12 protein-coding genes and 1 pseudogene are annotated in these 14,510 nt (G+C 71.2%); 6 read left to right on the top strand and 7 right to left on the bottom strand.

Translation table 11 applies throughout. The features are described from left to right. Positions 1 to 261: 261 nt before the first annotated feature. The 3 genes from ACQEV2_RS15365 to ACQEV2_RS15355 all read right to left on the bottom strand — a co-directional run bounded on the left by ACQEV2_RS15365 (position 262) and on the right by ACQEV2_RS15355 (position 3,612). Entirely contained in the window at positions 262 to 2,550 is a 2,289-nt protein-coding gene (locus ACQEV2_RS15365; RefSeq protein WP_433040600.1) for a heavy metal translocating P-type ATPase, read from the bottom strand. Between the two features lie 8 nt (positions 2,551 to 2,558). Continuing rightward, positions 2,559 to 2,798 (bottom strand): heavy-metal-associated domain-containing protein, encoded by a 240-nt coding sequence (locus ACQEV2_RS15360; protein WP_433040597.1) that lies wholly within the window; start codon positions 2,796 to 2,798, stop codon positions 2,559 to 2,561. A gap of 136 nt (positions 2,799 to 2,934) precedes the next feature. Then, positions 2,935 to 3,612, bottom strand: coding sequence for a TetR/AcrR family transcriptional regulator (locus tag ACQEV2_RS15355; protein WP_433040594.1), 678 nt, complete (start codon positions 3,610 to 3,612; stop codon positions 2,935 to 2,937). Between the two features lie 124 nt (positions 3,613 to 3,736). Between ACQEV2_RS15355 and ACQEV2_RS15350 the strand changes: the two genes are divergently transcribed. Both ACQEV2_RS15350 and ACQEV2_RS15345 read left to right on the top strand, forming a co-directional pair. Continuing rightward, positions 3,737 to 5,965, top strand: a complete 2,229-nt coding sequence (locus tag ACQEV2_RS15350; RefSeq protein WP_433040591.1) for an MMPL family transporter — start codon at positions 3,737 to 3,739, stop codon at positions 5,963 to 5,965. A gap of 162 nt (positions 5,966 to 6,127) precedes the next feature. Further along, on the top strand, positions 6,128 to 7,171 hold the full coding sequence (locus ACQEV2_RS15345; RefSeq protein WP_433040588.1) for a zinc-dependent alcohol dehydrogenase family protein: 1,044 nt from the start codon (positions 6,128 to 6,130) through the stop codon (positions 7,169 to 7,171). Here the strand turns inward: ACQEV2_RS15345 and ACQEV2_RS15340 are convergent. From ACQEV2_RS15340 to ACQEV2_RS15325, 4 genes are all read right to left on the bottom strand, one after another. Further along, positions 7,152 to 7,715, bottom strand: a complete 564-nt coding sequence (locus ACQEV2_RS15340) for a GNAT family N-acetyltransferase (RefSeq protein WP_433040585.1) — start codon at positions 7,713 to 7,715, stop codon at positions 7,152 to 7,154. The genes ACQEV2_RS15345 and ACQEV2_RS15340 overlap by 20 nt on opposite strands. Before the next feature lie 53 nt (positions 7,716 to 7,768). Next, positions 7,769 to 7,969, bottom strand: coding sequence for a helix-turn-helix transcriptional regulator (locus ACQEV2_RS15335; RefSeq protein WP_433040582.1), 201 nt, complete (start codon positions 7,967 to 7,969; stop codon positions 7,769 to 7,771). A 388-nt stretch (positions 7,970 to 8,357) separates the two neighbouring features. Further along, positions 8,358 to 9,293, bottom strand: a complete 936-nt coding sequence (locus ACQEV2_RS15330; protein ID WP_433040579.1) for a helix-turn-helix domain-containing protein — start codon at positions 9,291 to 9,293, stop codon at positions 8,358 to 8,360. Positions 9,294 to 9,424: 131 nt separating this feature from the next. Continuing rightward, positions 9,425 to 10,351, bottom strand: coding sequence for a sugar phosphate isomerase/epimerase family protein (locus tag ACQEV2_RS15325; RefSeq protein WP_433040576.1), 927 nt, complete (start codon positions 10,349 to 10,351; stop codon positions 9,425 to 9,427). Positions 10,352 to 10,476: 125 nt separating this feature from the next. Between ACQEV2_RS15325 and iolC the strand changes: the two genes are divergently transcribed. From iolC to iolD, 4 genes and pseudogenes are all read left to right on the top strand, one after another. Next, the gene (gene iolC / locus ACQEV2_RS15320; RefSeq protein ID WP_433040573.1) at positions 10,477 to 11,427 is read left to right on the top strand and encodes a 5-dehydro-2-deoxygluconokinase; all 951 of its coding nucleotides are present in this window, start codon (positions 10,477 to 10,479) and stop codon (positions 11,425 to 11,427) included. After that, the gene (locus ACQEV2_RS15315) at positions 11,424 to 12,305 is read left to right on the top strand and encodes a Cgl0159 family (beta/alpha)8-fold protein (protein WP_433040570.1); all 882 of its coding nucleotides are present in this window, start codon (positions 11,424 to 11,426) and stop codon (positions 12,303 to 12,305) included. Before iolC ends, ACQEV2_RS15315 begins: the two co-directional genes overlap by 4 nt. 124 nt (positions 12,306 to 12,429) lie before the next feature. Next, a pseudogene (locus tag ACQEV2_RS15310) lies at positions 12,430 to 12,540 on the top strand (5-deoxy-glucuronate isomerase); the annotation flags it as partial. 86 nt (positions 12,541 to 12,626) lie between these two features. Next, positions 12,627 to 14,510: a 3D-(3,5/4)-trihydroxycyclohexane-1,2-dione acylhydrolase (decyclizing) gene (iolD, locus tag ACQEV2_RS15305; RefSeq protein ID WP_433040567.1), complete on the top strand. Its 1,884-nt coding sequence runs from the start codon at positions 12,627 to 12,629 to the stop codon at positions 14,508 to 14,510.

Raw genomic sequence — 14,510 nt, 5'->3', positions numbered from 1 at the left:
AGTCCCCCAAGACATCCCCAGATGCCAGTAAGCGCCCCCCAAGACGCTGCCTGACATCGTCAACTTAGACCTTCGAACCCCTTCGATGGTTACGTTCACATCACTGTGATCTGCGTCTCTTGCATATGTCCGTTAGATGCGCAAGAGCCCCGATATGGCGATCGGGACCCAAGCGTAAGGACGATGCGCGAGTCTTGTGAAGAGCTTATGTGAGCCGGGCGTCGGACTCCAGAGGGGCCCAGTGGGGTTCTTACCGGGAATTCACCGGAACGTCCGCAGCCGCAGGCTGTTCGTCACCACGAACACCGACGAGAAGGCCATGGCGGCTCCCGCGATCATCGGGTTCAGCAACCCCGCCGCGGCCAGCGGCAACGCGGCGACGTTGTATCCGAAAGCCCACACGAGGTTGCCCTTGATCGTGCCCAGCGTCCGGCGGGACAGCCGGATCGCGTCCGCCGCCACCCGCAGATCCCCGCGCACCAGCGTCAGGTCGCCCGCCTCGATCGCCGCGTCCGTGCCCGTGCCCATGGCGAGACCCAGATCGGCGGTGGCGAGCGCGGCCGCGTCGTTGACGCCGTCGCCGACCATGGCGACGGACCGACCCTCGCGCTGCAGCCGCCGTACCGCCTCGACCTTGTCCTCGGGCAGGACCTCCGCGATCACCTGATCGACACCGACCGCCCGCGCCACCGCCTCGGCGACCGCCCGGTTGTCCCCGGTCAGCAGCACCGGGGTGAGCCCCAGTGCCCGCAGCTCGCGCACCGCCTCGGCGCTGGTCTCCTTCACCGCGTCCGCGACGGCGACGACACCGCGAGCCACGCCGTCCCAGCCGACCACGACGGCCGTACGGCCGCCCCTCTCGGCCTCTTCCCCGGCCCGGGCGAGCTCGGTGGGCAGCGCCTCGAAAAGGCGCCCCACGGCCACGTCATGGCCCTCCACGCGCCCGCGTACGCCTCGCCCGGGCACGTTCTCGAACCCCGTGACCTCCGGCAGCCGCCCGAGCCGCTCCTCCGCGCCCGCGGCGACCGCCCGGGCGACGGGATGCTCCGAGGCGTGCTCGACGGCGCCCGCGAGCCGCAGCACCTGCTCCTCGGTGGTGCCTTCGGCGGCGTACACCTGCTGAAGGGTCATGCGGCCGGTGGTGACCGTGCCGGTCTTGTCCAGGACGACCGTGTCGACCCGGCGCGTGGACTCCAGCACCTCGGGGCCCTTGATGAGGATGCCGAGCTGCGCCCCGCGCCCCGTGCCGACCATGAGGGCCGTGGGGGTGGCGAGTCCCAGGGCGCACGGGCAGGCGATGATCAGCACCGCGACGGCCGCGGTGAACGCGGCGACGGTGTCGTCGGTGGCACCGAGCCAGGCCCCGAAGGTGGCGACCGCGAGGACGATGACCGCCGGTACGAAGACCGCGGAAGTACGGTCGGCGAGCCGCTGCACCTCGGCCTTGCCGTTCTGCGCCTCTTCCACCAGCTGCGCCATCCGCGCGAGCCGGGTGTCGGCGCCGATGCGGGTCGCCTCGACGACGAGCCGCCCGCCCGCGTTGACCGTGGCCCCGGTGACCGCGTCCCCGACGGTCACGTCCACCGGCACCGACTCGCCGGTCAGCATGGCGGCGTCCACTGCGGAGGTGCCCTCGACGACGGTGCCGTCGGTGGCGATCTTCTCGCCGGGCCGTACGACGAACCGGTCGCCGACAGCCAGCTGGTCGACCGGGATGCGCACCTCGCGGCCGTCCCGCAGCACGGACACGTCCTTCGCGCCGAGCTCCATCAGGGCGCGCAGTGCGGATCCCGCGCGTCGCTTGGCGCGGGCCTCCAGATAGCGGCCGAGGAGGATGAAGGTGACGACCCCGGAGGCCACTTCGAGGTAGATCTGCGAGGCGCCGTCCACGCGCGCGACGGTGAACTCGAAGTCGTCCCGCATGCCGGCCATGCCGGCGTCCCCGAAGAACAGCGCCCACAGGGACCACGCGTACGCGGCCAGCGTGCCCAGGGAGACCAGCGTGTCCATGGTCGCCGCGCCGTGCCGGGCGTTGGTGAACGCGGCCCGGTGGAAGGGCAGTCCGCCCCAGACTACGACCGGCGAGGCGAGGGTGAGCGCGAGCCACTGCCAGTTGTCGAACTGCAGCGCCGGGATCATCGACAGCAGGACGACGGGTACGGCGAGCAGGGCGGAGACGGTGAACCGGTGGCGGTAGGCGGCCAGTTCGGGGTCTTCCGGAGCCTCCCGCGGCACCTGCGGCGCGGGCTGCGGGGGAGCCGGTTCCTCGGCCGTGTACCCCGTCTTCTCGACCGTGGCGATCAGGTCGGCGACCTGGATGCCCGCGGGATAGCTGACCTTCGCCTTCTCCGTCGCGTAGTTCACCGTGGCGGTGACGCCGTCCATGCGATTGAGCTTCTTCTCGACGCGGGCGGCGCAGGAGGCGCAGGTCATGCCGCCGATGAGCAGCTCTACTTCGGAGGTACCGGCGGTCGTGCCGGGGGCGCCGGCAGGCGCGCCGGTCGCTTCGGCCGTCCCGGCTATCGGCGGTTGGTCAGTGGTGCGGGGCATGGCAGGGCTCAGATCTTGCCGACCAGCTCGAAGCCCGCCTCGTCGACGGACGCGCGTACGGCCTCTTCGTCCAGCGGCGCCGCGGAGACGACGGTGACCTCGCCGGTGGAGGCGACGGCCTTCACCGAGCTGACGCCGGGGAGTTCGGAGATCTCGCCGGATACGGCACCCTCGCAGTGCCCGCAGCTCATGCCGCTCACCTTGTAGACGGCGGTGACGGAACCCGGGGTGTCGGTCTGGGCGCTCATGTCGTTCTCCTCGTCGAGGCATGTGGGACTGAGGGGGTCACGGGGGCCTCCGTATTCCACGCTATACCCCTACGGGGTATTTCTCCAAGAGGGGTCCGGGCGGGCGGACGAACGCATGCCGGGGCGGCGCGTCGCCTCAGGGGGAGCCGGGGTGTCCCAGCCGGTTGCCCACCAGGGGGTCGAGGTAGCGGACCAGGGCGTTCTTCAGTTCCCGGACGTAGGCGTCGCGCTCGGCGCCCTCGTGGGCCAGGATCAGCTCCAGGCCCGCCTTGTACAGACCCAGGCACATGTGTGCGATCCGGGCGAGGTCGGTCGGCGGGGTGTCCGGCAGGAGTGAGGAGAGCAGGCCCTCGATCCGGGAGAGCAGGGTCGCGTGCAGGGCGTCGTGCTCCTCGGTGATGCGGCCGGGGATGTCGGGGCCGTGCATCAGTGCGAAGAACACCGGGTGCTCGCAGTTGAAGGCGATGAACCGGTCGACGGCCGAGCCGACCGCCTCCTCCGGGGGCGTCGCGGGATCGACCGGCGCGAGCGCCTCGCCGTACGTCTCGCGCATCTCGTGCATGAGCCGGTCACCCAGCTCGATCGCGATCGCTTCCTTGTTCGGGAAGAACTGGTACAGCGTGCCTGGTGAGACGCCTGCCTCGCGGGCGATGGCGTTGGTGCTGGCGGCCGTGTAGCCGGTGGTGGTGAAGACGACGGCCGCGGCCTCCAGCAGCTGGGCGATACGGCGCTCACCGCGGGCCTGGCGGCGGCGCGGCTGCTCCTTCTCCTGGTGGCCCTTCCCCTGTTGGTCCTTCTCCTGGTTGACGGGCACGCGTTATCCCCAGCTCTCCGAACATGATTGACAAACGCGAGTGGTCGCTCGCATTCTAGAGAAACGCGAGCGACGTCTCGTGTTTTTCAGCTTACGGTTTCCACGGTGAAGGGGACACCGCACCATGACCGAAGTCAACAGCCCACCCGGTGTCGGCGGCTGGACCCGTTTCGTCACCGCTCGCCCAAGGCTGTCGCTACTCGCGGCCCTGGTGCTGACCGTCCTGGCCGTGCTGGCGGGCAGCGGGGTCGCGGACCGGCTGGGAGCCGGCGGCTGGGAGGACCCGGACGCCGAATCCACTTACGCGACCAAGGCGCTGGAGCGCGAGTTCCCGGCCTCCCAGCCCAACCTCCTGCTGCTCGTCGACTCCGGCCGTGCCTCGGTGGACGACCCGGCGGTCGCGGCGGAGGCCGACCGCCTCACCGCACGTCTGGCCGGCGAACGGGGCGTCACGGGCGTCAGCTCCTACTGGCAGGCCGACACCGCCACGGCACCTGGTCTTCGCGCGAAGGACGGCCACGAGGCGCTGATCGCCGCCCGTATCACCGGCGACGAGAAGGAGATGGGCGAGACCCTGGACCGCCTCGCGCCCGAGTTCCGCGGCGCGCACGGCCCGGTGGAGGTCAGCATCGGCGGCCCGGTGGCCGTGCGGCACGAGATGCAGACGACCATCCAGGAGGACCTGACCCGCGCCGAGGTGATCGCCCTGCCGGTGACCCTGGTGCTGCTGGTGATGGTCTTCGGCAGCGCGGTCGCCGCCCTGCTGCCCCTCGGTATCGGCATCGTCGCGATACTCGGCACGAACGCGGTGCTGCGCGGCCTGACCGAGTTCACCGACGTGTCGGTCTTCGCGATGAACCTCACCACGGCCCTCGGCCTCGGCCTCGCCATCGACTACGCCCTGTTCATCGTCCGCCGCTTCCGCGAGGAACTCACCACCGGCGCCGAACCCTTGGCGGCGGTCGGCACGACCCTGCGCACGGCCGGCCGCACCGTCCTCTTCTCGGCCCTGACGGTCGCGGTGTCCCTCGCGGCGATGCTGCTCTTCCCGCAGTACTTCCTGCGGTCCTTCGCCTACGCCGGGATCGCCGTGGTGCTGCTGGCCGCGGCGGCCGCGCTGATCCTGCTCCCCGCGGCACTGGTCCTGCTCGGCCACCGGGTCAACTCCCTCGACCTGCGCCGCCTGCTGCGGCGCGGGCGCCCGAAGCCGTCCGGGCAGGCGGCGGGGGCCGCCCAGGGCAGGGCCTGGACCCGTACGGCGAACCTCGTCATGCGCCGCGCCCCGTTCTTCGCCCTGGGCACCACCGCCGTCCTTGTCCTGCTCGGACTTCCTTTCCTGGGCGTGAAGTTCGGCACCGCCGACGACCGCCAGCTGCCCTCGAGCGCCGAGTCCCATGTGGTGCAGCAGCACATCCGCGACGGCTTCCCCGGCAGCCCCGGCGGCGGCCTGGAGGTGTTCGCCGAGGGCCGGGCGACGCAGGCGCAGTACGCCGACTACAAGGAGCGGATCGCCGCGCTCCCCGAGGTACTGCGCGTCGACGGCCCGCTGGTGAAGGGCGACGCGGCGTACTTCACGGTGCTGCCGAAGGGCGAGGCGGTGGACGACCCGGCCCAGCGTCTGGTCGGCGAACTGCGCGCCACACAGGCGCCGTTCGACACCGAGGTGACCGGCGCGGCGGCCGTCCTGGTCGACTCCAAGGACGCGATAGCCGAACGCCTGCCCCTGGCGGCCGCCTTCATCGCGATCGTCACCCTGCTGCTGGTCTTCCTGCTCACCGGCAGTGTGCTGATACCGATCCAGGCGGTCGTGCTCAACGCCCTGAGCCTGACGGCGATGTTCGGCGCGGTGGTCTGGGTCTTCCAGGACGGCCATCTGTCGGGCCTGCTCGGCTTCACCAGCCCCGGCTCGATCGAGACGACCCTCCCGGTGCTGATGTTCTGCGTCGCCTTCGGCCTGTCGATGGACTACGGCGTGTTCCTGCTCTCCCGCATCAAGGAGGAGTACGACACGACGGGCGACCACGACCAGGCGGTCCGTCACGGGCTGCAACGCACCGGAGGACTGATCACCGCCGCTGCCGTGATCCTCGCGGTGGTGATGGTCGCGATAGGCACCTCCCGGGTGACCAACACCAAGATGCTCGGCCTCGGCATCGCCCTGGCGGTGCTGATGGACGCGATGATCGTCCGCAGCCTCCTGGTCCCGGCGGTCATGCGCCTCACGGGGCGGGCGACCTGGTGGGCGCCGGGGCCGCTGAGGCGGTTCCATGAGCGGTTCGGGGTGAGCGAGGGGGGCGACGCATCGACGCCGGCCGCGGTGGAGGAGCGGGACAAGGTAGGAGCGCACGGCTAGCGTTCACCAGGACATGACGATCTCCACGGCCGCAAGACGATGGCACGACCGACAGCAAGGGCCCACCAACCTGCACTGTGCCAACGACACCGGCCGTGAGGGAGCCGAAGGGCATGTGGCGCCCCGTAGGCGACCGAACCATTCAAAGGGTGAGGGTGAGCGATGCGCGCGGTGGTGTTCGAGCGGTTCGGGGAACCGGCCGAGGTACGTGAGGTGGCCGACCCGGACCCCGCCCCCCACGGAGTGACCGTGCGCGTCGAGGCGACGGGGTTGTGCCGCAGTGACTGGCACGGCTGGCAGGGCCACGACCCGGACATCACTTTGCCGCATGTGCCCGGTCATGAACTCGCCGGTGTCGTCGAGGCGGTGGGCGACCGGGTGACCGGCTGGCACCCCGGCGACCGGGTCACGGTGCCCTTCGTGTGCGCCTGCGGCAGCTGCGGGGCGTGTGCGGCGGGCGACCAGCAGGTGTGCGAGCGCCAGACCCAGCCCGGCTTCACACACTGGGGTTCCTTCGCGCAGTACGTGGCGCTGGACCACGCCGACGTGAACCTCGTCGCCGTGCCGGAGGGCATGTCCTTCGCGACGGCGGCCTCGCTCGGCTGCCGGTTCGCCACGGCGTTCCGGGCGGTCGTGCAGCAGGGCCGGGTGGCGGCGGGGGAGTGGGTCGCGGTGCACGGCTGCGGCGGGGTCGGCCTGTCGGCGGTGATGATCGCGGCGGCGTCCGGTGCGCGGGTCGTCGCGGTGGACGTCTCACCGCAGGCCCTGGACCTGGCGCGGAAGTTCGGGGCGGCGGAGTGCGTGGACGCGTCGAGCATGCCGGACACGGCGTCCGCGGTCCGCGCCCTGACCGGCGGCGGCGCCCATCTCTCCCTGGACGCCCTCGGCTCGCCCGCCACCTGCGCCGCGTCCATCAACGGTCTGCGCCGCCGCGGCCGCCACATCCAGGTGGGCCTGCTGCCCTCGACGTCCGGCACGACCCCCGTCCCCATGGCCCGCGCGATCGCCCTCGAACTCGAACTCCTGGGCAGCCACGGCATGGCGGCCCACACCTACCCGCCGATGCTGGAGCTGGTGCGGGCGGGGGTGCTGCGGCCGGATCTGCTGGTGACGTCGACGATCCCGCTGGACGCGGTGCCGTCGGCACTGACGGCGATCGGGACGGGGGCGGGGGCGGGGGTGACCGTCATCGAGCCGGGGAGCTGAGGGCGGCCCACTCGTGGGCGAGGATGGCCATGAGGATCTCGTCGACCCACTCGCCGTCGCGCACCTGGACATCCCGGCGCACGCCCTCGACCAGGAAGCCGACCTTCTTGTACACGTGCAGGGCCCGGTGGTTGAAGCCGTAGGCGCCCAACTGGATGCGGTGCAGGCCGAGTTGCTCGAAGCCGTGGCCGACGATCAGCCGGGTGGCCTCGGTGCCGATGCCCCGGCCGCGGCCGCGGGGGCCGAGGAGCGTGCGGAACGTGCAGCAGCGGGCGTCCGGATCCCAACCGCACAGGACGACTTCGCCGAGCAGCTCACCGGTCGTCCGGTCCGTGACGGCGAGGTCGAGGCGGTCGGACTGCTCGGACCGGGAGCCGTACCAGGACCGCAGCCGCTCCCGGGTGAACTCAGTTCCTGGGTCGAAGGCGAAGTGCATGACCTCGGGGTCCGTGACGATCTCCCACATGACCTCGGCGTCGGCTTCGCGGAACGGCCGGAGCACGGTCTTCTCACCGGTGAGCGTGGGCTGGACGGAGAAGTTCATGGGGCCACTGTGCCCCACGGCGAAGGGTGGGGCACAGGCGGTGTCACGGGAGGTCAGTCCGTCCTTCGGCCGCGGTTGCCGGGCCGGGACGCCACCCAGGCCCGGACCGTGTCGGGGTACCAGAAGGGCTTGCCGCCCTCCACATGGTCGGGCGGTGGCAGCAGCCCGTGCTTGCGGTACGACCGCACGGTGTCCGGCTGCACCTTGATGTGTGCCGCGATCTCCTTGTAGGACCAGAGCATTCGGTCGGTCATCAGTTGCACCTCCCCGCGCGCGCAGCGGTGGCGACCGGGGGCGGCCGTCGGGGGGACCGGTGCGCTGCGCTGGCGATCACAAAGCCTGTGTCCGGTCAACGACACAGAGTGAGGAGGGGCAGGCGCTGTGCGCAGGTGTGACGCAAGGCTCGCGTACATGTGACACCTGTGACGGGAAGGGCGAGTTTGTGACGCGCGTGTGGCAAATCCATACCGCTGACCGCTGTGCCGGCTGCCGCCCACGAGTCACCAGTCCTTGCCAACCGCGAACCGGCCAGGCGCCGCAGGCAACCGCAGGCAGACGGTGGGCCGGACCCGCTGCGCCGGGTCCGGCCCACCAGCTCCCCCGTCTCCATGTGGCTCGGTCGCCGAGGGCCACAGACTGCATTCAGCCAAGCTCGTGGGTCTTGGAAAAATGCGCACTGCGGTCGGATGCGAGGACAAGGCTCGTCGCCTCGCCCGCCAGCCGGTCCGACGCCGGTGTTCCGGCCGGCACCCCTCGCGCCGCCGTGAACTCGCGCGGTGTGCACCCCGTCATCGCCTTGAACTCGCCGCTCAGATGTGCCTGGTCGTAGAACCCGCAGACCGCCGCCGTCTCCGCCTGCCCGCGCCCCGCCGCCAGCAGCCGGCGCGCCCGTTGCAGCCGCAGCACACGGGCCGCGGCCTTCGGGCCGAGCCCGATCTGCTCCCGGAACCGGTTCTCCAGGTGCCGTACGCTCCACCCCACCTCGTCGGCGAGCCGCGGCACCGGCACCGCACCACCCGTCCGCACCAGCTCCGCCCAGGCCCGCACCACCCGACGCGAACACGGTGTCCCCGCCTCCGACCACCGCGCGAACACCTCGTCCAGCAGCCCGAACCGGTCCGCCCAGGTCGGCAACGCGGCCAGCGCGGCGGCGAGTTCAGCGATGCGTGTGTGCAGGGCGTGCGGCAGCTCGTCGGGATCGACTGTCCGATTGGCCAGCTCGTACTGCGGTGTCCCGAACAACGTGAACGCCGCCCAGGGCATCAACAGCACCTCGATCTCGGCGAGACGGCCACTGTGCTCACCGACGGCAGGGGTGGTCGTGGGCCCGCAGTAGACGGAGACGAGGGTGTCCGGGGGACGGTCGGCGCGCGTGATACGTACGGGCTCGTCGAACCCGAGCAACAACGTCGCCGCCCCGATGGGCACTTCCAACCGCCGCCGGGGCCGCTCGAAGGCGAGCCGCACCCCGCGATAACTGATCACACCGGGCCGCAGCCGGGGATGGGGCAGCGCGAGAGCGACCTCCCAGGAACCCCATGCTCCGTGCCCCGCCCGCACACGCACGGGACTGCTCATCGCCCCATGCTGCAGCATGCCTAGGGGCGCGGGGCAGTATCAATATGCGGCTCCGCCGCGTGGGCGCGACAAGCTACGGGAAACCCGCACTCGCACAACTACAGGAAATCGGCAGACGGGTAGGCGCCCCCCTACGCGCCGCACGACCTCAAAAACGCCCGCGTCCGCTTGGCGATCGGCAGCGGAGCGTCCGGCTCGCACGGATACATGTCCTGCTCGACAATCGCGAACAGATCGACGTCCAGCTTCTGCGCAGCCTCCAGGACGGGCCCCAGCGCGGGCACACCCGAAGGCGGCTCACACATCACCCCCTGAGCCACGGCCGGCCCGAACGGCGTCCCCTTCGCCCGCACGTCGGCAAGGATCTCGGGGTCGACCTGCTTCAGATGCAGGTACCCGATCCGCGACCCGTACGTCTCGATCAGCTTGACGCTGTCTCCGCCGCAGTACGCGTAGTGCCCGGTGTCCAGGCACAGCGACACCAGGTCGGAGTCCGTCCCGTCGAGGAACCGGACCACGTTCTCCTCGCTGTCGATGTGCGTGTCGGCATGCGGATGGACGACGATCCGCAGCCCGTACTCCTCCCGCACCCGCTGCCCCAGCCGCTCGGTCAGCGACGTCAGGTTCCGCCACTGCTCCGGCGTCAGCGTGTCCGGCTCCAGCACCTCACCGGTCTTGTCGTCCCGCCAGAAGGACGGAATGACGACGAGGTGCTTCGCACCCATGGCCTGCGCGAGCACCGCGTTGTCCGCGACGTGCGCCCAGGTCTTCTCCCAGACGCCCGCGCCGTGGTGCAGGCCGGTGAACACGGTGCCGGCCGACACCTTGAGACCCCGGCGCGCGACTTCCTCCGTGAGGACGGCCGGATCGGTCGGCAGATACCCGTACGGGCCCAGCTCGATCCACTCGAAGCCGGACTCGGCGACCTCGTCGAGGAAGCGCTGCCAGGGGACCTGCTGGGGATCGTCGGGGAACCACACACCCCATGAGTCGGGAGCCGACCCGATGCGGATGCGGGAGAGAGCAGAAGAAGGCGACTGAGGTGACAACGACGTCATGCCGGTCAGCCTCCGGGCACCGGGAACCCGCTGTCAAGGTCTGGTCCGAATGTCTGGACAAAACATTGACAGGGCTGCGTGCGGCGGACTACAAAGCCGGGGAGAGCCGATACGAAGGGAACGCGATGGCGTACGACCTGATCACCATGGGGCGGATCGGAGTGGACCTCTACCCGCTGCAGACCGGCGTCCCGCTGCCGCAGGTCACGTCCTTCGGCAAGTTCCTCGGCGGCTCGGCGACGAACGTCGCGGTCGCCGCGGCCCGTCTGGGACGGCGGACCGCGGTGATCACCCGCACCGGCGACGACCCCTTCGGCACCTACCTGCACGAGGCCCTGAAGGGCTTCGGCGTCGACGACCGCTGGGTCACCCCGGTCCCGGGCCTGCCCACCCCGGTCACCTTCTGCGAGATCTTCCCGCCGGACGACTTCCCGCTGTACTTCTACCGGCAGCCCAAGGCCCCGGACCTGGAGATCGACGCCCACGAGCTCGACCTCGACGCCATCCGCGACGCCCGTATCTTCTGGATCACCGGCACGGGCCTGAGCGAGGAGCCGAGCCGTACGGCGACGCTCGCGGCCCTCGCCCACCGCGCCAAGTCCGGTACGACCGTCTTCGACCTCGACTGGCGCCCCATGTTCTGGCAGGACCCGGACGCGGCCCGCCCCTTCTACGCCGAGGCCCTCAAGCACACCACCGTCGCCGTCGGCAACCTCGACGAGGTGGAGGTCGCGACGGGTGTCCGGGAGCCGAAGGCCGCCGCCCAGGCGCTGCTGGACGCCGGTGTGGAGATCGCCGTCGTCAAGCAGGGCCCCAAGGGCGTCCTCGCCGTCAACAGCAAGCGCGAGTCGGCCGAGGTCCCGCCCCTCCCCGTCGACGTCCTCAACGGCCTCGGTGCCGGCGACGCCTTCGGCGGCTCCCTCTGCCACGGGCTCCTCGCCGGCTGGGACCTGGAGAAGATCATGCGGCACGCCAACGCCGCCGGCGCCATCGTCGCCTCCCGCCTGGAGTGCTCCTCCGCGATGCCGACGCCGGACGAGATCGAGGCCGCCATCGCCGCGGGGGCCGTCAAGTGACCGTCGACATCGCGGAACTCGTCCGTCTGCGCACCCAGCGCCCCGAAGCGGTCGCGGAGGCGGCAGCGCGCCGCGCCCGCCGGCCCCTCCTCGGCGATTCCGGCCGCCTGATGATCGTCGCCGCCGACCACCCGGCCCGCGGCGCCCTCGGCGTCGGTGACCGCAAGTTCGCCATGGCCAACCGCGCCGACCTGCTCGAACGCCTCTGCCTGGCGCTGTCCCGCCCCGGCGTCGACGGCGTCCTCGCGACCGCCGACATCCTCGACGACCTGCTCCTCCTCGGCGCGTTGGACGGCAAGGTCGTCATGGGCTCGATGAACCGCGGCGGCCTGCAGGGCGCCAGCTTCGAACTCGACGACCGCTTCACGGGCCACCGCCCCGAGGACATCCAGCGCCTCGGCTTCGACGCCGGCAAGCTGCTCCTGCGGATCGACTACGACGACCCCGGCTCCCTCACCACGCTGGAGTCCACCGCCCGCGCCATCGACGACATGGCCGCGCGGCAACTCCCGGTTTTCGTCGAGCCGTTCATCAGCCACCGCACCCCCGAGGGCAAGGTCAGGAACGACCTGTCCGCGGAGGCGGTCACCAAGTCCATCGCCATCGCCTCGGGCCTCGGCGGCACCTCGGCGTACACCTGGCTGAAGGTGCCGGTCACCGAGAACCCCGACGACATGGCCGAGGTCATGGAGACCTCCACGCTGCCCGCCGTGCTGCTCGGCGGCGAGGTCGGCGAGGACCAGGAGGGGGCGTACGAGAAGTGGCGCGGCGCGCTCCAACTGCCCACCGTACGGGGCATGGTGGTCGGCCGTTCGTTGCTGTACCCCGCGGACGGGGACGTTGCCGCCGCGGTGGACACTGCCGTAGGACTGCTGTGAGGTCCCCATGACCACGAGCCGCACGTTCCGCCCCGCAGGGCCCCGAGGCCGTGTCGCCCCGTGGCCCGGCCGTGCGGACGTGGACGGCCCTGAACGACCCGTAGTTCCCCGTCGGCTCTCCCAGCGGAGCGCCGACGCACCGATCGCCTCCGGCGCGGGTGGCCGCTTTGCTTTGGCAGGAGCGAAGTGCGAGCGAAGACTCCCCGCCCGCTACGGCCCCGCGCCGGAGGTCCCCGACCCGCGCTGTCGAGTCGTACGGGGCGGCGCAGCCGTACGGGAGTGGCGGATCCACTTCCGCCCGGACCACACGGAGGGTTACCGATGACCTCGACGACGAGGCTCACGGTCGCACAGGCGCTCGTCCGCTTCCTGTCCGCCCAGTACACCGAGCGCGACGGCGTACGGCAGCGGCTGATCGGAGCCACCTGGGGCATCTTCGGCCATGGCAACGTGGCCGGGATCGGCCAGGCGCTGATCGAGTACGGCGATGTGATGCCGTACCACCAGGGCCGTAACGAACAGGCCATGGTGCACGCGGCGGTCGGCTACGCCCGGCAGTCGAACCGCCTGTCCACGCACGCCGTGACGACCTCCATCGGCCCGGGCGCGACCAACCTGGTCACCGGCGCCGCCCTCGCGACCATCAACCACCTCCCGGTCCTGCTCCTCCCCGGCGACATCTTCGCCACCCGCCCCGCCGACCCGGTCCTGCAGCAACTCGAAGTGCCGTACGCGGGCGATGTGTCGGTCAACGACTGTCTGCGCCCGGTGTCGAAGTACTTCGACCGGATCACCCGGCCGGAAGCCCTGATCCCGTCCGCCCTGAACGCCATGCGGGTGCTGGCGGACCCCGTCGAGACGGGCGCCGTGACGCTGGCGCTCCCGCAGGACGTGCAGGCCGAGGCGTACGACTGGCCCGACGACCTCTTCGCCGAGCGCACCTGGGTCGTCCGCCGGCCGGGCGCCGACCCGACCGAACTCGCCGAGGCCGTACGGGCGATCAGGTCCGCCCGCAGGCCCCTGGTCATCGCGGGCGGCGGCGTCCACCACAGCCGCGCGGAGGAGGCCCTCGCCGAGTTCGCGGAGGTCACCCGCATCCCGGTCGCCTCCACGCAGGCCGGCAAGGGCTCCCTGCGCTTCGACCACCCCCAGGACGTCGGCGGCGTCGGCCACACCGGCACCGCCACCGCCGACGAACTCGCCCGCACCGCCGACCTGGTGATCGGCATCGGCACGCGGTACACCGACTTCACCACCGCCTCCGGCACCCTGTTCGGCAACCCGGACGTCCGGTTCCTCAACCTCAACATCGCCCCCTTCGACGGGCACAAACTCGCCGGCATGCCGCTGATCGCGGACGCCCGCAGCGGCCTGATGGAGCTGACCGCGGCCCTGGACATGCACGCCCACCGGGTCGCCGACTCCTACGTCGCCGAGTACACCGAGGACAAGGACCGCTGGGAGCACCGCGTCGACGCCTGCTACGAGGCCGACGAACCCGACGTACGGCCGACGCAGCCGCAGGTCCTGGGCGCCCTGGACGCGCTCGTCGACGAGTCGGACGTCATCATCAACGCGGCCGGCTCCCTCCCCGGCGATCTGCACAAGCTGTGGCGGGCGCGCTCGCGGGACCAGTACCACCTGGAGTACGGCTACTCCTGCATGGGCTACGAGATACCGGCCGCGATCGGCGTGAAGATGGCCGCCCCGGACCGGCCCGTGTGGGCGCTGGTCGGCGACGGCACCTATCTGATGATGCCGACGGAGATCGTGACCGCCGTGCAGGAGGGCGTCGCGATCAAGGTGGTGCTCGTGCAGAACCATGGGTACGCGTCCATCGGCGGCCTGTCGGAGGAGACAGGGGCCGAGCGCTTCGGCACCGCGTACCGCCATCGCGCGGACGACGGCACGTTCTCGGGGCTCCCGCTCCCCGTCGACCTGGCCGCCAACGCGGCGAGCCTCGGCATGCGGGTGCTGCGCGCGAAGACCGTGAGCGATCTGCGCGAGGCGCTCGCTCAGGCCCGTGCCGCGGACACTCCCACATGTGTCTACGTCGAGACCCAAACGGCAGACACAGTGTCGGGGGCGCCGCCCGCGCAGGCCTGGTGGGATGTTCCCGTGGCCGAGACCGCGACCAGAGCGTCGGCGGTCAAGGCACGTGAGCTGTACGAACGGCACGTCTCGACCCGACGCCGCCATCTGTGA

The organism is Streptomyces sp. CA-251387, from assembly GCF_050936625.1.
Taxonomy (GTDB): domain Bacteria; phylum Actinomycetota; class Actinomycetes; order Streptomycetales; family Streptomycetaceae; genus Streptomyces.
Note: the sequence above shows the minus strand (reverse complement) of the source record. Positions and strands in the feature narration are given on the sequence as shown.